This window comes from uncultured Alistipes sp., assembly GCF_902388705.1.
Taxonomy (GTDB): domain Bacteria; phylum Bacteroidota; class Bacteroidia; order Bacteroidales; family Rikenellaceae; genus Alistipes.
Genome location: NZ_CABMQJ010000021.1, coordinates 1 through 19941, shown reverse-complemented (window position 1 = coordinate 19941; position 19941 = coordinate 1). Strand labels below are relative to the sequence as shown.

The 19941-nt window shown below is 60.0% G+C and carries 15 protein-coding genes and 1 tRNA gene; 11 read left to right on the top strand and 5 right to left on the bottom strand.

Going from position 1 to position 19941, the window contains the following annotated elements; all coding sequences use genetic code 11:
• Nucleotides 1-226: 226 nt before the first annotated feature.
• The gene (locus QZT71_RS07185; protein ID WP_295914387.1) at nt 227-1177 is read right to left on the bottom strand and encodes an NAD-dependent epimerase/dehydratase family protein; all 951 of its coding nucleotides are present in this window, start codon (nt 1175-1177) and stop codon (nt 227-229) included.
• 114 nt (nt 1178-1291) lie between these two features.
• Here QZT71_RS07185 and QZT71_RS07180 point away from each other — a divergent pair.
• The 8 genes from QZT71_RS07180 (at nt 1292) to QZT71_RS07145 (ending at nt 10632) form a co-directional block, all read left to right on the top strand.
• Nucleotides 1292-1363, top strand: a tRNA-Thr gene (locus QZT71_RS07180).
• 523 nt (nt 1364-1886) lie between these two features.
• Complete coding sequence (locus QZT71_RS07175; RefSeq protein WP_295914384.1) at nt 1887-2573, top strand: hypothetical protein; 687 nt, start codon at nt 1887-1889, stop codon at nt 2571-2573.
• 512 nt (nt 2574-3085) lie between these two features.
• The gene (locus tag QZT71_RS07170; RefSeq protein WP_295914381.1) at nt 3086-3862 is read left to right on the top strand and encodes a lipopolysaccharide kinase InaA family protein; all 777 of its coding nucleotides are present in this window, start codon (nt 3086-3088) and stop codon (nt 3860-3862) included.
• Between the two features lie 221 nt (nt 3863-4083).
• Nucleotides 4084-4929 carry a prephenate dehydratase gene (locus QZT71_RS07165; protein WP_295914378.1) on the top strand — a complete coding sequence of 282 codons (846 nt, stop codon included), beginning with the start codon at nt 4084-4086 and terminating at the stop codon, nt 4927-4929.
• A 141-nt stretch (nt 4930-5070) separates the two neighbouring features.
• The gene (locus QZT71_RS07160; protein WP_295914376.1) at nt 5071-6135 is read left to right on the top strand and encodes a bifunctional 3-deoxy-7-phosphoheptulonate synthase/chorismate mutase type II; all 1065 of its coding nucleotides are present in this window, start codon (nt 5071-5073) and stop codon (nt 6133-6135) included.
• Nucleotides 6136-6228: 93 nt separating this feature from the next.
• Complete coding sequence (locus tag QZT71_RS07155) at nt 6229-6909, top strand: response regulator transcription factor (protein ID WP_295914375.1); 681 nt, start codon at nt 6229-6231, stop codon at nt 6907-6909.
• Nucleotides 6887-8335 carry a HAMP domain-containing sensor histidine kinase gene (locus tag QZT71_RS07150; RefSeq protein ID WP_295914372.1) on the top strand — a complete coding sequence of 483 codons (1449 nt, stop codon included), beginning with the start codon at nt 6887-6889 and terminating at the stop codon, nt 8333-8335. The genes QZT71_RS07155 and QZT71_RS07150 overlap by 23 nt, the downstream gene beginning before the upstream one ends.
• A 74-nt stretch (nt 8336-8409) precedes the next feature.
• A complete protein-coding gene (locus QZT71_RS07145) occupies nt 8410-10632 on the top strand; it encodes an inorganic phosphate transporter (protein WP_295914369.1) in 2223 nt (740 codons plus the stop codon).
• 461 nt (nt 10633-11093) lie between these two features.
• Here the strand turns inward: QZT71_RS07145 and QZT71_RS07140 are convergent, their stop codons facing one another.
• Nucleotides 11094-11486, bottom strand: a complete 393-nt coding sequence (locus QZT71_RS07140; protein WP_295914367.1) for a DUF2721 domain-containing protein — start codon at nt 11484-11486, stop codon at nt 11094-11096.
• A gap of 193 nt (nt 11487-11679) precedes the next feature.
• On the opposite strand from QZT71_RS07140, the gene pflB reads away from it, so the two are divergent.
• The 3 genes from pflB (at nt 11680) to QZT71_RS07125 (ending at nt 16082) form a co-directional block, all read left to right on the top strand.
• Complete coding sequence (gene pflB, locus QZT71_RS07135) at nt 11680-13908, top strand: formate C-acetyltransferase (RefSeq protein WP_295914365.1); 2229 nt, start codon at nt 11680-11682, stop codon at nt 13906-13908.
• 1 nt (nt 13909) lies between these two features.
• Nucleotides 13910-14635, top strand: a complete 726-nt coding sequence (gene pflA, locus QZT71_RS07130; RefSeq protein ID WP_295914363.1) for a pyruvate formate-lyase-activating protein — start codon at nt 13910-13912, stop codon at nt 14633-14635.
• A gap of 289 nt (nt 14636-14924) precedes the next feature.
• Nucleotides 14925-16082 carry an acyltransferase family protein gene (locus tag QZT71_RS07125; RefSeq protein ID WP_295914360.1) on the top strand — a complete coding sequence of 386 codons (1158 nt, stop codon included), beginning with the start codon at nt 14925-14927 and terminating at the stop codon, nt 16080-16082.
• 36 nt (nt 16083-16118) lie between these two features.
• Here QZT71_RS07125 and QZT71_RS07120 read toward each other — a convergent pair whose 3' ends face one another.
• The 3 genes from QZT71_RS07120 to QZT71_RS07110 form a co-directional block, all read right to left on the bottom strand.
• Nucleotides 16119-17516 (bottom strand): sodium:alanine symporter family protein, encoded by a 1398-nt coding sequence (locus QZT71_RS07120; RefSeq protein ID WP_295914357.1) that lies wholly within the window; start codon nt 17514-17516, stop codon nt 16119-16121.
• Nucleotides 17517-17596: 80 nt separating this feature from the next.
• Entirely contained in the window at nt 17597-18853 is a 1257-nt protein-coding gene (locus QZT71_RS07115; RefSeq protein ID WP_295914354.1) for a Gfo/Idh/MocA family oxidoreductase, read from the bottom strand.
• Nucleotides 18854-18864: 11 nt separating this feature from the next.
• Nucleotides 18865-19941, bottom strand: a 1077-nt coding sequence (locus QZT71_RS07110) for a DUF1080 domain-containing protein (RefSeq protein ID WP_295914351.1), incomplete at its 5' end; no start/stop codon positions are given.

Here is a 19941-nt window from a genome sequence, read left to right as displayed (position 1 = left end):
AAATGTCTTTTCCGCACCGGTTTGGGCAATGACAATCAGCTCGCCCGCAGGATAACGCCCGCATCGACCAGGGCGTGCGTATGCATCGCCAGCGTGGTGTGCGGCGGCATCGTCGCACGAAGTATCACCGCCCGCGGCGCACCCTGCGGATAGCAGGAAGCTGCGCGCCGTCCCAGCTGGACGCGGCTTCGACGACTCGGGTTATCGACGACGCCGTTCGCCGGACTCAATGCACGGCTACTTTGGCACGGATATGCTCCAGCATATCGTCCGTCATGCGCGAAAGATCCCACTCGGGTTTCCACCCCCACTCCTCACGGGCGCAGGTGTCGTCGAGCGAATTGGGCCAGCTTTCGGCAATCTCCTTTTTGACGGGATCGACGTCGTAATCCATCGTGAAGCCGGGCATCCGCTTTTTGATTTCGGCGCAGATAATCTCCGGCGTGAAGCTCATCGACGCGATGTTGAAACTGTTGCGGTGCAGGAGTTTCGTGGGGTCGGCTTCCATCAGTTCGACGCAGGCGCGCAGCGCGTCGGGCATGTAAATCATGTCCATATAGACGTCCGAAGGCACGGGGCAGGTGAATTTACCCGATTTTACGGCCTCGTAATAAATCTCGACCGCATAGTCCGTCGTGCCGCCGCCCGGCAGCGTGACGTTCGAGATGATGCCCGGGAAACGCACCGAACGGGTGTCGACGCCGTATTTATGGTGGTAGTAGTTGCCGAGCATTTCGCCCGTGACCTTGCAGATGCCGTAGATGGTCGTGGGCTGCATAATCGTGTCCTGCGGGGTTTTGTCCTTGGGCGAAGAGGGGCCGAAAGCGCCAATCGAACTGGGCGTGAAGAGCGCGCAGTGATGCTGGCGGGCCACTTCGAGCGAGTTGTTCAGCGCCCCCATATTGACGTTCCACGCCATCTGGGGGTTTCGCTCCCCGACGGCCGACAACAGGGCCACCAGATTGAAGATGGTGTCGATGCGGTAACGCGCCACGACCGAGGCCATAGCCGTCGCATCGAGTGCGTTGAGCACCTCGAAAGGCCCGGCTTCGCCCAACGCGCGGCACTCGCGCATGTCGGTAGCCACGACTTTGTGGTCGCCGTAAATTTTACGGAGGTAAACTGTCAGCTCCGAACCAATCTGCCCCCCGGCGCCTACTATTAATATACGTTTCATGTGCATAGGGTTATAATTCAAAAGTAAAGATAGAAAATAATTGTGAAAATCGCACAATTTTTTGGTCTTTTCATTTTTCTTATGTACTTTTGCACCACTCCAACGCGAGATGCTGCTGTTGTAGCTCAGTGGTAGAGCACTTCCTTGGTAAGGAAGAGGTCACGAGTTCAATCCTCGTCAACAGCTCTGGAATTCAAGAGGTTGCAAATTCAGGCAACCTCTTTTTTCGTGCCGTTTTGCAAAGGGAAAAAGCTGGAGAGGTTGGTTTACGGCACGATGTTGTACCCTGAATCTGCACTCTAATTCAGGCGTTACTGCTACACATTATCCGGTAAATCCTCAAAGCGCTTTTCTACATCTTGGATTCTCGGTCGTTCCCGTACTCATGCATACAAGGTCTTTCCCATAAAGAAACAACCTTCAACAATGGTTTCCACCAAACTCCGCGATGAAAGTAACCGATACGATTTTTTCTGATTATACACACTGATAACCAGTATATTGCACACGCGTTGAAAGGTCGCTCTTCTGCAACTCTTAAAGTTATAATATTTAACTTTGGTTAAACAAATTCCCCTGCTTATGATTAACAAATCGCATACGATAATTCAATGTAACAAAGGACAGTGCAGCCTTAATTTTTTATTCAGTCAATAGGGCAGCTGGAATGAATCCAAATAAAAACAATTAACCACTTCAAACAAACGCAATGAAAACAAAACTTTTGACCTTAATGATTTGCATGAGCGCACAATCTTTGCTAAATTTGGCATATGCGTATCATCCCGTGAGTCCGTATGCGTTTTGTTTTAATAACCCCGTAAAATATATTGATCCGGATGGGAAAGATGCTGTGTTGGTCGTTTTTCCCGACTACAAGATTTCAACTCCGGTTGGCAAAATTGGCGGACTCGGACATGCCGGAGTTCTTCTGATAGACAATATAACCGGAACGACGAAATATTATGAATATGGTCGTTACGACAAGGAAGGCAAGGGTGAGGTGCGCCAAATAACAATATCCGATGTCACAATAGGCAAAGACGGTAAGCCGACTGCGGAATCCTTAAATAAAGTCATGGCTGAATTATCTGAAAAGGCGGGCCAGAGCGGACGCATAGATGGAGCATATATCGATAGCAACGATTATAAAGGCATGAAAACATATGCTGAAGACAAAAAAAGTGAAAACACCAATCCAGACAGAAAATCATATAGCCTTACAGGTAATAACTGCGGTACTTTTGCGGCCGATGTCGTAAAACAAGGCGAACAAGTCAAGGAAAAAGCTCCAAGCATCGCAGATCCCAGACCCAACAGTATTGTCGGTGAATACCAGAAGAAATTCAAGTCTATCACATACGACCCCGATAAAAAACGAACCGAATTAAAATAATACGAGATGGAAGAGCAATTGCCGACTTCGTTCATCGAATTAACTGCATTGATTGTGTATCTTGGATCAGTGACTTTTTTGACAGGCTCCATAATCTTCTTTTGGTTTATCAGGCGAAGAGCTTTGATAACGACTATCATCTCAATCGCCCTTCAATTAATCGTTGCGATTGCGCTTTCCTTGTTTATCTGGACTGTATGGCCATTTAAGTTCGATATCATGTTCGGCTTTCTTTGTTTACCCGCTCTGTTCTCGGAAGTCATAACGCTTCCGGTATTCGCGTTTTTTATAAATCAATTCATAAAACGGCATAAGTAAGTAGCAGCATTTAATTCAAGACATCCTGCCTTCATCAGCAATCGTTATGTGACTTTCAGGCCCGGGGCACTCAACGACACCGCGCGGAAATCGTCCGGGAAGGTTTTTTCCCGAATTTATCAATGTTACCCCCAAATCGAACTCCCCGTAAAGAGTCGTTTGCCGTATTTTTGTCCTGTAATCGGATACAAGGTATGAAACTTACGGTCAACCCCGCGTTGCAGCATCTGCAGCCTTTTGCCGCACGGCTCCCGGAGATATTCCCGGCCTCGGGCGAAGTGCTGCACGACGGGCGCAACCAAATACGGGCTTTCGACGTGGCCGGCGAGCGCTATGCGGTCAAGCGCTACAAGCGTCCCAACGCATTCAACACCGTCGTCTATTCGCTCCTGCGCAAAAACAAGGCGCAGCGGGCCTACGAACACGCGCTGCGCCTGCGCGAACTGGGCATCGACACCCCCGAGCCCGCGGCTTGGAGCGAATACCGCAAAAAGGGGCTGATCGCCGACACCTATTTCATATCCCGCCAATCGGACTGCACCCCGCTTGCGGAAGTAACCAAACGGTTTCCCGCTCCGGACACGCTGCCCGTGCTCGACGCATTCGCCCGGTTTACGGCATTGCTGCACGAAAAGGGGGTGTGCCACGAGGATTTCAACCAGACCAATATCCTCTGGCGGTTCGACGAGGCGACGGGCGAATACCGCTTCCAGCTGATCGACATCAACCGCATGAAATTCCATGCGCGTCCGCTCCGGCCCGACGAGTGCATGATCAACCTGCGGCGGTTGAGCTGCCCGGCCGTGGCGTTCCTCTACATACTCGACCGCTACGCCGAAACGAAGCGGTGGGACATCGACGACACGCTGCTGCGGGGCACCTTTTTCCGCCTGCTCTTCGGGCGCCGGCAGCAGTTCAAGAAACGGTTCCGGGAGCATAAAATGGCCGCGGCATACAAAAAACAGGGTTGATTATTTGCATTTCGGGAATATTTCACTATATTTGCCGGAGTTAATACCATCACAGGTTAGGATGAGAACTTACGGTTTTGCATATTATTTCTTTTACTTTTTCTTTTACGGCACGAGGAAGAGCGGGATTGTATGCAGTTAACTGTATGAAACAATAGAGTGAAAACACGAAGAATCCCGTTCTGTAAAGAGCGGGATTTTTCAATGCGCGAAAATCAGCTATGAAAAGGATTACGATACAGGGCCAGCCGGGCTGTTTCCACGAAACGGCGGCACGCGGCAGTTTCCCCGGCGAGCCGGTCGAGATACTGCCCTGCGACAGTTTCGACGAGCAGTTCGCCCGCATGGCAGCCGACCCGGCGCTGCTGGGCGTGGCGGCCATCGAAAACACCATCGCCGGGAGCCTGCTCCCCAACCACGAACTGCTGCGCCGCAGCTCGCTCACCGTCATCGGCGAGTACAAGCTCCGCATTTCGCACGTACTGGCGGCGCTGCCCGGGCAGGCGGCAGGCGACATCGGCGAGGTGCACTCGCACCCCATTGCGCTGATGCAGTGCGGCGACTACCTGAAAGCCCGCCCGGCGATGAAAGTCGTCGAGCGCGACGACACCGCCGGCAGCGCCCGCGAAATCGCCGAACGGGGACTGCGCGGCACGGCCGCCATCTGCGGAGCGGCGGCAGCCGAACTCTACGGCCTCGAAATCCTCGAACGGGGCATCGAAACCAACAAACACAACTTCACGCGGTTCCTCGTCCTGGCCGACCGCACCCGTGCGGCGGAGTTCACCGACAAGGCCCGCACCGACAAGGCGTCGCTGGTATTCACACTGCCCCACACGCAGGGGAGCCTCTCGAAAGTGCTGACGCTGCTCTCGTTTTACGAAATCAACCTCTCGAAAATCCAGTCGCTGCCGATTATCGGCCGCGAATGGGAATACCGCTTTTACGTGGACGTCACCTTCGACGATCCCGTACGGTACCGGCAGGCAGTCGAGGCGGCGCGCCCGCTGACCAGCGACTTCCGCATCCTGGGGGAATACGCCGAATGTCCCAATCCGGAAATATGACGCAGCAAAAAGCCGTATAACCCCCACCGCCGGGGCTGCAGTTGCCGCAGGCGGGCGCAAAGCAGGTCGGGCCTATAAACAGCCGCAGGCAGCGGCAGCCGAAAACAACCGAACAAACAAATTATAAAAAAGCATAAAATCATGAACGATTTACAACCCATCAGTTTCCCGGGGGTCGACCCCCGCCGGCCGCTGGTCATCGCGGGGCCGTGCAGCGCCGAAACGGAAGAACAAGTTATGGAAACGGCCCGTGAACTGGCCGCAGAGGGCGTGCATATTTACCGTGCCGGGCTGTGGAAGCCCCGCACCAAGCCCGGAGGATTCGAAGGCGTGGGCGTCGAAGGCGTCGCGTGGCTGCAGCGCGTGAAGCGCGAAACGGGCATGTACACCGCAACGGAGGTTGCCACGCGCAGCCACGTCAAGGCGGCCCTCGAGGGCGGCATCGACATGCTCTGGATAGGGGCCCGCACCACGGCCAACCCGTTCGCCATGCAGGAAATCGCCGACGCGCTGCGGGGACACGACATCCCGGTGCTGGTCAAGAATCCCGTAAGCCCCGACCTCGAGCTGTGGATAGGCGGCGTGGAGCGCATCCACAACGCCGGCATCCGCCGCCTCGGCGTCATCCACCGCGGCTTCACGTCAATCGACAAGAGCCTCTACCGCAACCACCCGATGTGGTCGATTCCCATCGAGCTGCACCGCCGCCTGCCGTCGCTGCCGATCTTCTGCGACCCGAGCCACATCGGCGGCCGCCGCGAGTTGATCGCCCCCCTCTCGCAGCAGGCCATGGATCTGGGCTTCGACGGCCTGATCGTCGAGGCGCACTGCTCGCCCGACTGCGCATGGAGCGACAAGGCGCAGCAGGTCACGCCGCAGGGACTGGCCTACATCTGCCGCAGCCTCGTAATCCGCGAAGCCAGCGCCACGACGGAGAGCCTCACCGAACTGCGTTCGCAAATCGACAAACTGGACGACGAACTGCTCGAGCTGCTCTCGCGCCGCATGCGCGTTTCGCGCGACATCGGACAGTACAAAAAGGAGCACAACATGCCCGTGCTGCAGGCGCAGCGTTACGAAGAGCTGCTGGCGCGCAGGGCCGGGCAGGCCGTACAGATGGGCATGGACCGCGAATTCATGCGCTCGGTACTGCAGGCCATCCACGAGGAGTCGATCCGCCAGCAGATGGCCGTGCTGGGCGATTGACGCGCTGTTACATTTTGGTTAAATATGCCCCGCACGGCGTGCAATAAGCGGATTGTTGCGTACTTTTGACACGGATTCCATTCCGTAACGGTTATGACAAAGTACAAAATCCTGGTGGTCGACGACGAAGAATCCCTGTGCGAGATTCTGCAGTTCAACCTCGAAGTCGAGGGGTATGAAGTCGACGTGGCTTACAGCGCCGAGCAGGCGCTCGAGATGCACCCCGAACGTTATTCGCTGATTCTGCTGGACGTCATGATGGGCGAAACGAGCGGTTTCAAAATGGCCCGGCAGCTCAAGGCGCGGCCCGAAACAGCCGGTGTGCCGATTATCTTCTGCACGGCGCGGGACACCGAAGACGACACGGTCGCGGGGCTGAACATCGGCGCCGACGACTACATCGCCAAACCGTTTTCCATCCGCGAAGTGCTGGCCCGCGTACGCACCGTCCTGCGCCGCACCTCCAGCCCGGCGGCCGGGAGCAGGACGATTGCTTTCGAGGGCCTGCACATGGATCTCGACCGCAAGGTCTGCACGGTCGACGGCACGCCGCTCGCACTGACGAAAAAGGAGTTCGAAATACTGGCCCTGCTGCTCTCTTCCCGCGGCAGGATTTTCTCGCGCGAGGAGATACTGCAGAAGGTCTGGAGCGACGAAGTGATCGTACTCGACCGCACCATCGACGTCAACATCACGCGCCTGCGCCGCAAAATCGGCCCCTACGGGGAGCATATCGTAACACGCCTGGGCTATGGCTACGGCTTTGAGGAGTAAACTCTCCTACCACCGGCGGCTGTTCCTGCTGCTGCTGGCGTTTTCGTGGACGCTCGTCGCGTGTTTCGTCACGTTCCAGTACGGCCGCGAAAAACGCTTCAAAGCCGAACGGCTCGACGCGCGCCTGCAGCTCTTCAACCTGCGGATGCTCGACGCCCTCGCGGACGGAATTCCGCCCGCAGAGTTCGCCGCCGCCCACAGCGGGCCCTACCCCGGCCTGCGCATCACGCTGATCGGCACCGACGGACGGGTCACGTTCGACAACTCGGCCGACAGCCTGCCCGCCGCCAACCACCTCGGCCGTCCCGAAATCGCGGAAGCCCTCGCCCGCGGCACGGGTTTCACGATTCGCCGCCACTCGGAGAGCACCCACCGCTTTTACTTCTACTCGGCCATGCGGGGCGACAGCCTCGTCGTCCGCTCGGCCGTCCCCTACTCCCTGTCGCTGCGCGAAGTGCTGGCCGCCGACCGCGAATTCCTCTGGTTCATGCTGGGGGTGACGCTGCTGATGAGCGTGGCGGCCTACTTCGCGACCCGCCGCCTGGGGCACAACATCACCCGCCTGAACGAATTCGCCGAACGCGCCGAACGGGGCGAGCAAATCGACGAACAGCCGATATTCCCCCACGACGAACTGGGCGACATCTCGAACCACATCATCCGCCTCTACGCCCGCCTGCAGCGGACGACGGCCGACCGCGACCGCGAACACGCGCTGGCGCTGCACGAAGAGCAGGAGAAAATCCGCATCAAGAAACAGCTCACCAACAACATCAGCCACGAGCTGAAAACCCCTGTGACGGCGATACAGGGCTATCTGGAAACCCTGCTGGCGAATCCGGAGCTTCCGGCCGCCAGGCGCACGGCGTTCCTCGAGAAGGGGTGCGCACAGACGGAGCGGCTGCGCAGCCTGCTGGCCGACATCTCGACCGTCACGCGCATGGACGAAGCCAGCCAGCTGATTCGCAAGGAGCACGTGGTGCTCAACGATCTGGTCGACGAAATCCGGGCCGACATGGAGCTCCGGCCCGAAGGCCGGCGGCTGCGCGTGAACTGCGACTTCCCGGGGCCGATAGCCATCGAGGGCAGCCCCTCGCTGCTGGCATCGGTGTTCCGCAACCTCGCGGACAACGCCGCGGCCTATTCGGGCGGGCGCGACATCTTCATCCGCCTGCTCGGCGAAACGCCCGAGGCGTACACCCTCCTGTTCGCCGACAACGGCATCGGCGTCGACGAAGAGCACCTGCCGCACCTGTTCGAGCGCTTCTACCGCATCGACAAAGGCCGCTCGCGCAAGCTGGGCGGCACGGGACTCGGGCTGTCGATCGTCAAAAACGCCGTTCTGATTCACGGCGGGACAATCTCGGTACGCAACGGCGAGCGCGGCGGACTGGAATTCGTCTTCACCCTGCGCAAACATTCATAGGGGCGCAATCCGTACGTAACGGATTTGTAACATCCGTTTCAGACCTTTGTACCGGATAAACCCAAAACAACGAAATGAGTCCCCTATTCACATGCATCGTCGTCATCATGGGCCTGCTGGCCGTGATGGGTATCGTCGTGGGCGTGGCCAACGACGCGGTCAACTTCCTCAACTCGGCCCTCGGGTCGAAAGCCGCCCCGCGGCGCGTCATCCTCTGGATTGCCGCAACCGGCATCCTCGTCGGCACGCTCACCTCGAGCGGCATGATGGAGGTGGCCCGCAGCGGCGTATTTTACCCCGGACAGTTCACCTTTACGGAAATCATGATGCTCTTTCTGGGCATGATGCTGGGCAACGTCCTGCTGCTGGACCTCTACAACACGCTCGGGCTGCCGACGTCGACCACCGTGTCGATGGTCTTCGGCCTGCTGGGCGCAGCCGTCGCCGCCGCACTGTTCCATATCCAGGGCGATTCGGGCTCGTCGCTGGCCGACCTCTCGCAATACATCAACACGGGCAAGGCGATGGTCATCATCGCCGCCATCCTGCTCTCCGTGGCGCTGGCATTCGCGGCCGGGTCGCTGTTCATGTACATCTCACGGCTGATTTTCTCGTTCCGCTACGCCCCGGTATTCCGCCGCTGGGGCGCTGTCTGGTGCGGCATTTCGCTGGCCGGAATCCTCTACTTCGCGTTGTTCAAGGGGCTGAAGAGCTCGGGGCTCGTGCCCACGTCGGTCACGGAATACGTCGGCGAACACGTACTGCTGACGCTGCTCGCATTCTGGGCCGCGGCGTCCGTCGTCCTGTGGCTCTTCCAGTGCATGCGGCTCAACATCATGCGCATCACGATTCTTGCGGGCACGTTCTCGCTGGCGCTGGCTTTCGCCGGAAACGACCTGGTGAACTTCATCGGCGTACCGCTGGCCAGCTACGACGCCTGGCAAATCGCCCGCGAAGCCGGCAGCGAATCGATAACGATGGGGGAACTGGCCAACCCCGCACGCGCCAACTTCCTGCTGCTGCTGGCCTCGGGTCTGGTGATGGTGCTGACGCTCTTCTTCTCGAAGAAGTCGCAGCACGTCACCGAAACCGAACTTTCGCTCGCCTCGCAGCACGAGGGCGACGAACGCTTCGGCTCGACGTTCGTATCGCGCAGCCTGGTGCGCGCCTCGCTCGTGCTCAACACCATGTGGACGGGGCTGATTCCCAACCGCATGCGGCAAGTCATCGACCGCCGCTTTATGCCCCTGCCCGCCGAAGAGCGTTCGTCGGCGCCCTACGACATGATTCGCGCCGTCGTGAACCTCACGGCCGCCTCGATTCTGATTGCCATCGGCACCTCCTACCAGCTGCCGCTCTCGACGACCTACGTCGTGTTCATGGTGGCGATGGGCTCGTCGCTGGCCGACCGCACCTGGGGCCGGGAGAGCGCCGTATACCGCATCACGGGCGTGATGGCCGTCATTTCGGGCTGGTTCATCACGGCGCTCGGGGGCTTCCTGATAGCCCTCTGCGTCACGCTGCTGCTGCTCTGGGGCGGATGGATTGCCGTCACAGCGCTCACGCTGCTCTGCGCATGGCTGCTCTTCCGCAGCCACCGCGCGTCCGGCGGCGGGAAAGCCCCGGAAAAGGAGGAGCTGCCGCTAATCAAGGCCGAAACGCCCGACGAAGTGCTCTGCGTCTGCATCGGCGAAGTCTGCACGACGATGGAGCACGTAACGCGCATCTACAACCGCACGCTGGTGGCCGTGTTCAAGGAAAACCGCAAGGTGCTCAAGGAGATGGTACAGGCGTCGGACAAACTCTTCGAAGAGGCCCGCGACCGCAAGTACGGCATCATGCCGACGCTGCGGCGGCTGCAGCAGTGCGACATCGACACGGGGCACTTCTACGTGCAGGTGGTGGATTACCTCTCGGAGGTGACCAAGGCGCTGATCCACATCACCCGCCCGGCCTACGAACACATCGACAACAACCACGAGGGACTCACCAAGGAGCAAATCGTCGACCTGATGCGCGTGAACGATGAGGTGGAAGCCATTTTCGACAAAATCAACGACATGCTGCGCACGAAAGACTTCTCGGAACTCGACACGGTGCTGGTGATGCGCGACAAACTCTTCGACACGATCGTCGAGGCCGTCAAAAGCCAGCTGCGCCGCATCAACGGCGACACTACTGTCAGCACGCGCGCCAGCGTCCTCTACCTGACGATTCTCAACGAAACCAAGACGATGATCCTGCAGGCCCGCAACCTGCTCAAATCGCAGCATTACTTCCTGGAACAGAAAAAGTAGCGCCGAACACCCGTTCCGGACGGGAAAGCGTGCGGTTCCGAAACAGTGTCTGGACACCCCGACGGACAATCCGCCCGAGCCCTCCTTTCGAAAGGAGGGCTTTTCATGCGATACGGCAGCACAATCGGGATGCAAGACCGCCACGGGGAGGCTTCGGCCGGCCCTTCGCACGAGCCGCCGCCGGCGGGTCGTCCGGGACGGAAGGCATTCGTCATCCGAATGTAACGGGGCCGTCACCGGGTAGAAACGACGGCCCCGTATCTTTGTCGTGTGGAAACCGGGAAACCGGATTCACAGTTGGTTTTAGGTTACATAAGTAGGTATGGGGATGCAGTGACGCGACGTCGCGGCATCTTCGCTTTTTCAGGTACGGCACCTGATAAAACGAAGCCGCCGCCGGCCAGTCCCCGGAATCGTCCCTCGGGCGGGAGGTTCGGACGCAGGCGGAAAAAACCGGCAACTTATTTCTCCATGTCGTGGAGGTGGATTTCCAGCGCCCGCACCGAAATCTGAATCTCCCATATCGACACGCCGAGCGACCCGATGAGCAGCAACAGCGCCGCACCGAAAACATAGGCCGACAAAAGCGACAGCCCGATGTAAAGCAGGAACATCGTCACCACGCACAGGAACAGGCTCGTGACGCCCAGTATCTGCATCGTACGTGTGAGGTGCAGGCGGCGGCGCAGGTTGTCGATCTGCGCACGGGTCACCTTGGAGGGGTGCTGCAGGTGCTGCTCCTTGAGCGTGCGCACCAGCTGCGCATAGGACAGGAACCGGTTGGTATAGGCCAGCAGGATCAGCGATACGGCGGAGAAAAGCAGCGCCGGGGTGGTAAGGGTCAACTCTTCCATGACAGGTTGTTTTTACTGCAGCAAAGCTACGCAATAATCCGGCCCCGTGCAAACCCGCCGCCGGCTGTCTGCCGACAGGCATTTTTAAGTTTTTTTAAGAAAATACGCCGCAGGTTTCGGTATTGTGAAAAAAATAACATACCTTTGCGGCTCCCAAACAAGACAATTTTAATCTCATTTCGACGAACATTTTATGGAATTGAACAAAACCTTTATCGACGGGCTTTGGAGCAAGGAGATCAACGTCACGAGTTTCGTGCAGACGAACATCACCCCCTATCTGGGCGACGCATCTTTCCTGCAGGGCCCTACCGAACGCACCAAGCACATCTGGAACCTCTGCCTGAAAGCCCTCGAAGAGGAGCGCGCGAACAACGGCGTCCGCTCACTGGACAACGCCACCGTTTCGACCATCACCTCGCACAAGGCCGGATACATCGACAAGGAACAGGAGCTGATCGTGGGTTTGCAGACCGACGAGCTGCTCAAACGCGCCATCAAGCCTTTCGGCGGCATCAACGTCGTATCGCGCGCCTGCAAGGAGAACGGTGTGGATGTCGACGAGAAAGTAAAGGATATTTTCACCCACTACCGCAAGACGCATAACGACGGCGTGTTCGACGTCTACACCGAGGAGATCCGCTCGTTCCGCTCGCTGGGCTTCCTGACGGGCCTGCCGGACAACTACGCCCGCGGCCGCATCATCGGCGACTACCGCCGCCTGGCACTCTACGGCACCGACCGCCTGATCGAGGCCAAGCAGCAGGACCTGCGCAACCTGACCGGCCCGATGACCGACGCCCGCATCCGCCTGCGCGAAGAGGTCGCCGAGCAAATCAAGGCCCTGAAGGACATCCGCACGATGGGCGAATACTACGGCCTCGACTTGAGCCGTCCCGCACACTCGGCGCTGGAGGCCGTGCAGTGGGTATACATGGCTTACCTGTCGGCCGTCAAGGAGCAGGACGGCGCCGCAATGTCGCTGGGCAACGTGTCGTCGTTCCTCGACATCTTCATCGAATACGACCTGGCGCACGGCAACATCGACGAGGTGTTCGCACAGGAGCTCATCGACCAGTTCGTCATCAAGCTGCGCATGGTGCGCCACCTGCGCATGCAGTCCTACAACGACATCTTCGCCGGCGACCCGACGTGGGTGACCGAGGCAATCGGCGGACGCTTCAACGACGGCCGCACGAAGGTGACGAAGACCTCGTTCCGCTTCCTGCAGACGCTCTACAACCTCGGCCCCTCGCCCGAGCCCAACCTCACCATCCTGTGGAGCCCCGAACTGCCCCAGGGATTCAAGGATTTCTGCGCCAGGGTTTCGGCCGACACCAGTTCGATCCAGTACGAAAACGACGAGCTGATGCGCGAAGTGCGCCACTCGGACGACTACGGCATCGCCTGCTGCGTATCGTATCAGGACATCGGCCGCCAGATTCAGTTCTTCGGCGCCCGCTGCAACCTGGCCAAGGCCCTGCTGCTGGCCATCAACGGCGGCCGCTGCGAGAACACCGGCACGGTGATGGTCAAGGGCATTCCCGCCCTTACGGACGGCCCGCTGCGTTTCGAGGAGGTGATGCAGAACTACAAGAAAGTGCTGACGGAAATCGCCCGCGTCTACAACGAGGCGATGAACATCATCCACTACATGCACGACAAGTACTACTACGAGAAGGCACAGATGGCATTCGTCGACACCGACCCGCGCATCAACCTCGCCTACGGCGTGGCGGGCCTCTCGATCGCCCTCGACTCGCTCTCGGCCATCAAATACGCCAAGGTGACGGCCCGCCGCAACGCCGAGGGGCTGACCGAAGGCTTCGACATCCAGGGCGAGTTCCCCTGCTTCGGCAACAACGACGACCGTGTCGACCACCTGGGCGTAGACCTCGTCTACTTCTTCAGCGAGGAGCTCAAGAAACTGCCCGTCTACAAGAACGCCCGCCCGACGCTTTCGCTGCTGACCATCACCTCGAACGTGATGTACGGCAAGAAAACCGGCGCGACGCCCGACGGACGCGCCAAGGGCGTGGCTTTCGCCCCGGGCGCAAACCCGATGCACGGACGCGACAAAAGCGGCGCCATCGCCTCGCTGGCCTCGGTGGCGAAACTCCGCTACCGCGACTCGCAGGACGGCATCTCGAATACCTTCTCGATCGTTCCCAAATCGCTGGGCCCGACCGAACAGGAGCGCGTCGAGAACCTCGTGACGATGCTCGACGGCTATTTCACCAAAGGTGCGCACCACCTGAACGTCAACGTGCTCAACCGTGCGATGCTGGAGGATGCGATGGAGCATCCGGAAAAGTACCCGCAGCTCACGATCCGCGTATCGGGCTATGCCGTGAATTTCGTCAAGTTGAGCCGCGAACACCAGCTGGAGGTTATCAGCCGCAGCTTCCACGAGCGGATGTAAGATGATAAACGTCCATTCATACGAATCGATGGGAACCTTCGACGGGCCGGGACTCCGGCTCGTCGTTTTCCTGCAGGGCTGCAATTTCCGCTGCCTCTACTGCGCCAACCCCGACACGATCGACGCCTCGGGCGGTACGCCCACGGCGCCGGAGGAGATACTGCGCATGGCCGTCGACCAGAAACCGTTTTTCGGACGGCGGGGAGGCGTGACCTTTTCGGGCGGGGAACCGACGTTCCAGGCCGCGGCGCTGGTGCCGCTGGTGCGGCGCCTCAACGAGGAGGGCATCCACGTCTGCCTCGACTCGAACGGCGGGGTGTGGAATCCCGCGGTCGAAGAGCTGCTGGGGTTAGTCGACCTGGTACTGCTCGACGTAAAACAGCCCAATCCCGAACGGCACCGCACGCTCACGGGGCGCAACAACGCGCAGACGCTGCGCACGGCAGCATGGCTCGAGGATCACGGCAAGCCCTTCTGGCTGCGCTACGTGCTGGTGCCGGGTTACAGCGACGCCGAGGCCGACATCCGCGCACTGGGCGAACGGCTGGGCGGGTACCGGCAGATAGAACGAATCGAGATACTGCCCTACCACACCCTCGGGGTGCACAAATACGAGGCAATGGGGCAGGAGTACAAACTCGCCGGCGTACAGGAGAACACCCCGGAGCAATTGGATTGCGCCGCGGCGCTCTTCCGCGAATATTTCCCGACGGTCGTCGTGAACTGACAACAGGCGGAAGCGGGCACGGCGTATCGTACGCCCCGGTGCAAGGAGGCAAGGGCCGGGACGCGAAAAGTCGGCTGGCCCGGACAAGGACGCAACGACAGGCGAAAGCCGTGCATTCCGTCCCAAAGCAGGACGGCAGGCCGCAAAAGCCAAACGACTGAATCAAACCACGGGACGGCAGGCGTAAAAAACCGCACGTCCCGGTGCAAAACGGCACACCGCAGCGGCAAATCGGGCGGCGTGTCGTTTTTTTTCGTACCTTCGCGAAAACCCGACTAATCCCGTCTTTATGGAGAACCGACTTTTGAACCCGAACGTCCCGGCCCGCGAGCGCATCGGCTGGGTAGACCTGCTGCGCGTCATCGCCTGTTTTTTGGTCGTTTTCTCGCACTGCTGCGACCCGTTCGTCGCCCAGTTCGACAACGACCGCGCCGCATTCCTCACCGGCGCCCTTTCGGGCAGCTTCGTACGCTGCTGCGTACCGCTGTTCGTGATGATGACGGGCGTGCTGCTGCTGCCAATCAAGACCGACCTCGGCAGTTTCTACCGCAAACGCATCGGCCGCATCCTCACGGCGCTCGTCTTCTGGTCGCTCGTGCTGCCGCTGCTCTACTACGTTTACCTGAACCACGTCACCGTGAGCCAGAGTCCGGCAATCGCCCCGGAGAACTTCACCCTCGGCGCCACGCTGCACAAACTCTGGACATTCGTCTTCAACTTCACGTTCGACACCACGCCGCTGTGGTACCTCTACATGCTCGCGGGGCTCTACTTCATCATGCCCGTCGTCAGCGCATGGCTCGAACGGGCCTCGCGCCGCGAACTGCGGACGCTGCTCGGCGTATGGGGCGTAACGCTGCTGCTGCCCTACATCAAGATGCTGGCGCCGATGCTGGGCTACACGGGCAACTTCGGCAACATGGGGCTTTACGGAGTCTGCGACTGGAATGAATTCGGAACGTTCTACTATGTGTCGGGGTTCGCGGGCTACCTCGTACTGGCCTACTACCTCGTGAAGTTCCCGCCCGCATGGAGCATGCGCAAAACGCTGGCAATCGGCATTCCGGCGTTCATCGCGGGCTACCTCATTACGGCTCTCGGCTACGTCGCGCTCCAGAAACACTACCCGGGCAACTACGCCTACCTCGAAATCGTATGGTATTTTGCGGGAATCAACGTCTTCATGATGACCTGGCCGGTATTTGTCGTGGTGCGGAAACTGCAATTCAAACCCCGTGCATGGCTTTCGCGGCTGGCGGGCGCGACATTCGGCATCTACCTCTGCCACTTCATCCTCGTGCAGGCGGGGTACGACCTCGTAGCCCGCATCCCGGCGCTTCCGACGCTGGTGCGCATCCTGCTCATCGCATGCCTCGCATTCGCCGCGAGCTACCTCGTGGTGGCGGCCATGCAGCGTTTCCGCATAACACGGAGGTTCGTACAATAGGGGAATCCGGCTCGGACTACCTTACAAGGCGGGGTGCTACCAGCACTCCGCCTTGTCTTTGAGCTCGGGAATGCGGTCGCGGGTGTAGACCGGACTGCGGATGCCGCGGCGCTTCTGGGCGACGTAGTCGGCCAGAAGCAGGAATGCCTGCCGTCCGAGCAGGACAATTGCCACGAGGTTGAAAAGCGTCATCAGGGCCATCGTGACATCGGCCAGGCTCCACGCCAAATCGAGCGTGGCGAGCGCCCCGAACAGCACCATGCCGCCGACCAGCAGCCGGTAGAGGGTCAGCGCACCGGGACGGCGGGTGATGAAGCGGATGTTCGCCTCGCCGTAATAATAGTTGCCGATAATGCTGCTGAAGGCGAAAAGGAAGATTGCCACGGCGATGAAAATGCCGCCAGCGGGGCCGATTTCACTCACCAGCGCCGCCTGCGTAAGCCGGATGCCCGACAGCGATGCGTCGGGGACACCGCCGAAAAGGATGATGAAGGCCGTGCAGGTGCAGATTACGAGCGTGTCGGTAAAGACACCGAGGGTCTGAATCAGCCCCTGCTTCACGGGATGCGACACATGCGCCGTGGCGGCGACGTTCGGGGCGGAGCCCATGCCGGCCTCGTTGCTGAACAGCCCCCGTTTGATGCCCTGCATGAGCGCGGCGCCGACACCGCCGCCCAGCGCCTGCTCCCAGCCGAACGCATCGGCGACAATCAGCTCCACCACTTCGGGAAGCCGCCGGAAGTTGAAGAGCACGACGCCCAGCGCCAGCAGGATATACCCCAGCGCCATGACCGGGACGACCACCCCGCTGACACGCGCAATACGGTGGATGCCGCCGAAAATCACCCCCAGCGTAAGCAGGGTCAGCCCGATGCCGACCCAATGGCGGTCGAAGCCGAAAGCGCCCTCCCATGCGGCGCAAATCGTATTGCTCTGCACCGAGTTGAAGGCGAAACCGAAAGTCACGGAAATCAGCACGGCGAAGACGACGCCCATCCAGCGCCGGCCCAGCCCGCGCTCCATGTAATAGGCCGGGCCGCCGATGTAGGAGTCGCGTCCGCGGCGTTTGTAGAGCTGGGCGAGGGTCGACTCGACGAAAGCGCTCGAAGCGCCCAGCAGCGCGATAACCCACATCCAGAACACCGCCCCGGGGCCCCCGACGGCAATGGCCGTGGCGACGCCCGCGAGGTTGCCCGTGCCGACGCGGCTCGCCAGCGACACGGCGAAAGCCTGGAACGACGAAACGTGCCGCTCGCCCCTGGGACCGCCGCCCGCCGATTCGCCCAGCACGCGCACCATCTCGCCCAGCATGCGGAACTGCACGCCCCGCGTACGCAGGGTGAACCAGGCAGCGCAGCCTAACAGCAGGGCGACCAGCACGTATGACCACAGCACGTCGTTGACGCCGTCGATCCAGAGATAGAGGGTTTCCATGGAAAATCGTTTACGGCAAAGATAGCAAAGTTGGTGCTAAAACGGAAAGGGCCGGAAATCCGGCCCTTTCTTGTCAGCAATCAATCCCGCTCCATGCGGATTGTAGCGCCCGTATGGCGGCTGCGCTCCGCCTCGTAACAGATGCGGTGGCTCTCAATCGAGTCGTCGATGGTGGTCAGGAACGGCCGTTCCGGATTGCGGAGCGCACCGATGAAATCCTCGATAAGCTGCAAATCGGCCCCGGCATGGAACGGCTGCCCGGCGATATCCGAAAAATCGTACGTATGTTCGTATCCGCCGCGGAACCTGCGCACGCGGAGCGTTCGCTCATCGCCGTCGATTTCGCCCTCCGTCAGGCGGATATGCGTCTTGCGGAAGTCGTCGTTGGTGAACATCTCCATCGAGAGGCTCACGGTCACCTCGTCGTCCATCTCCATCGCCACGAGCTGGTGGTCGACCACGTCGTTGTCGCAGTGGTAGACGCAACGCCCGTAAAGCCCCGTGCGAAGCTCGTCCAGGATGGTTTCGTCGAGTGTCTTCCCCGGAGGAACGTCGAAGTTCGCGACCCAGTCGCGGCGGACGTAATAGAGGTCGCGGGCCGAAAACGGGCAGTCGGGTTCGATGGCGCACGCAAGGCACCGCTCGCCGCTGCCCGCAGGGGCGTTTTCCGCACGGAACCACCGCAGCGATCCGAACGACGTGAGGCGGCGGCAGTGCGAACCAGTGATCCACAGCAGGAAATCGATGTCGTGGCAGCACTTGGCCAGCAGGATGGGATTCGACTCCCGTACGCGCCGGAATATACCGCGCACGTAGCTGTGCGTAGCCCGGTCGAGGCCCACGGCGGCCGTGTGTTCAACCGAAACGATCCGGCCGAATTCGCCGGAGGCGATTAACTCGCGTATCTTGACGAAATAGGGATGGTAGCGCAGCACGTGGCAGACGCCGACCAGCACGCCGCGCTCGCGGGCCCGGTGCGCGATTTCGCGGCACTGGTCGAGGTGCTGTGCAATCGGTTTCTCGAGCAGGATGTGGTATCCGGCGTCGATAGCCTTGACCGCAGGGTCGAAATGGGCGTTCTCGGGTGTGGAGATCAGCACCATATCTGCCTCGACGCGGTCGGCGAAAAAATCGTCGTAATGCACGTAGCTGCGGGATTCGGGCAAGCCGAAATCCCGTGCGAAAGCACGGCGGCGCAAATCGTTCACCTCGACGACCGCAACAGGTTGCAGCCGGTCGGGGCAGCGACGGGCGTATTCGAGGTATTTGTTGGCCCGGTTTCCCGCCCCGATCACGGCGATGCGCACGGGGCGGGAAGCGGTCGGTTCCTGTTTCATCTCTCTTTATATCACTTGGTACGTGCAGGCCGGGCACTCAAATCCAGCACGCGCAGGTTGCGGAACTGGATGCCTGCGCCGTGGCCGAGCAGTCCGAGATGTCCTTTCTCGTTGAAAAGGCCCGGATGGTTTCTATGGTCTACCGTATAGGGGTTCTTCTTCGAGCCGTCGGGAGCGACGTTATGTCCCTGGCACGCCTCGCGAATGTCGCCGTCGAGGATTACGCGGCCGTTCACCGTCACCCGGATGCGGTCGCCCACGGCGTGGATTTCCATCGTATTCCACGTCCCGAGCTGGCCAAATACGACACGCTCCGCCGGAATAACCCCGTAAACGGAACCGTGCTGCTGGTAAACCTGCAGGTTCTTGTAAATCGGCGCATCGTGGTCGAGCACCTGTATCTCCATGCCGTGGAAGGCGGCGTCGACGCCCATCGGCGTGCGGATGCCGATACCGTTGTTGACGCCCTCACGGAGGAAGCGGAATTCGAAACGCAAATCGAAATCGCTGTACTCCCGGACGGTATAGAGGTTCCCCGAACCGCCGTAGGAGGCCGTCACGTCAATCGTGCCGTCCAGCGGCACGTAATTGGTCGTGTTGCCCGTCCATTTGTGGAGCGAACGGCCGTCGAAGAGCACCTCGTATCCCTGGGCCGCCTCCTCAGGCGACAACTCGTAAACGGGCGTCGAGGGCAGCTCGCAGATATACAGGTTGCGGAACGCCGCGGGGGCTTCGAGTCCCAGCAGTTCGACAGGCCCCTGCACGGCAATCGCCTCGCCGGGGGTGCGGGTATTCGCCATCACGGCATTTTCGGCAATCTTCACGCCGTTGCCAATCAGGGTAATCCGGTCGTCGACCACTTTCATATAGAGCGTATTCCACACACCAGGAGCATTGTCGGCAACCGTTTCCGCCGCCTTGTCCGCCCCCTTCAGGCCCGTACCGGCGCTGCCGCCGAGGCGAACCAGCGGCATGGAGCGCACACCGATGCCGGCCTCGCCCTCCGAGCGCCACTCGAGCCAGAGCTCGAAGTTCTCGTACTGCTTTTCGGTGCCGACGGCAGCCGGAGCCTTGCCCGCGAAGGCGAG

What these genes read in the sequence shown, in the direction of transcription:
- QZT71_RS07185 (WP_295914387.1), bottom strand. Translation starts at nt 1,177, where the DNA reads ATGAAACGTATATTAATAGTAGGCGCCGGGGGGCAGATTGGTTCGGAG.
- QZT71_RS07175 (WP_295914384.1), top strand. Translation starts at nt 1,887, where the DNA reads ATGAAAACAAAACTTTTGACCTTAATGATTTGCATGAGCGCACAATCT.
- QZT71_RS07170 (WP_295914381.1), top strand. Translation starts at nt 3,086, where the DNA reads ATGAAACTTACGGTCAACCCCGCGTTGCAGCATCTGCAGCCTTTTGCC.
- QZT71_RS07165 (WP_295914378.1), top strand. Translation starts at nt 4,084, where the DNA reads ATGAAAAGGATTACGATACAGGGCCAGCCGGGCTGTTTCCACGAAACG.
- QZT71_RS07160 (WP_295914376.1), top strand. Translation starts at nt 5,071, where the DNA reads ATGAACGATTTACAACCCATCAGTTTCCCGGGGGTCGACCCCCGCCGG.
- QZT71_RS07155 (WP_295914375.1), top strand. Translation starts at nt 6,229, where the DNA reads ATGACAAAGTACAAAATCCTGGTGGTCGACGACGAAGAATCCCTGTGC.
- QZT71_RS07150 (WP_295914372.1), top strand. Translation starts at nt 6,887, where the DNA reads ATGGCTACGGCTTTGAGGAGTAAACTCTCCTACCACCGGCGGCTGTTC.
- QZT71_RS07145 (WP_295914369.1), top strand. Translation starts at nt 8,410, where the DNA reads ATGAGTCCCCTATTCACATGCATCGTCGTCATCATGGGCCTGCTGGCC.
- QZT71_RS07140 (WP_295914367.1), bottom strand. Translation starts at nt 11,486, where the DNA reads ATGGAAGAGTTGACCCTTACCACCCCGGCGCTGCTTTTCTCCGCCGTA.
- pflB (WP_295914365.1), top strand. Translation starts at nt 11,680, where the DNA reads ATGGAATTGAACAAAACCTTTATCGACGGGCTTTGGAGCAAGGAGATC.
- pflA (WP_295914363.1), top strand. Translation starts at nt 13,910, where the DNA reads ATGATAAACGTCCATTCATACGAATCGATGGGAACCTTCGACGGGCCG.
- QZT71_RS07125 (WP_295914360.1), top strand. Translation starts at nt 14,925, where the DNA reads ATGGAGAACCGACTTTTGAACCCGAACGTCCCGGCCCGCGAGCGCATC.
- QZT71_RS07120 (WP_295914357.1), bottom strand. Translation starts at nt 17,516, where the DNA reads ATGGAAACCCTCTATCTCTGGATCGACGGCGTCAACGACGTGCTGTGG.
- QZT71_RS07115 (WP_295914354.1), bottom strand. Translation starts at nt 18,853, where the DNA reads ATGAAACAGGAACCGACCGCTTCCCGCCCCGTGCGCATCGCCGTGATC.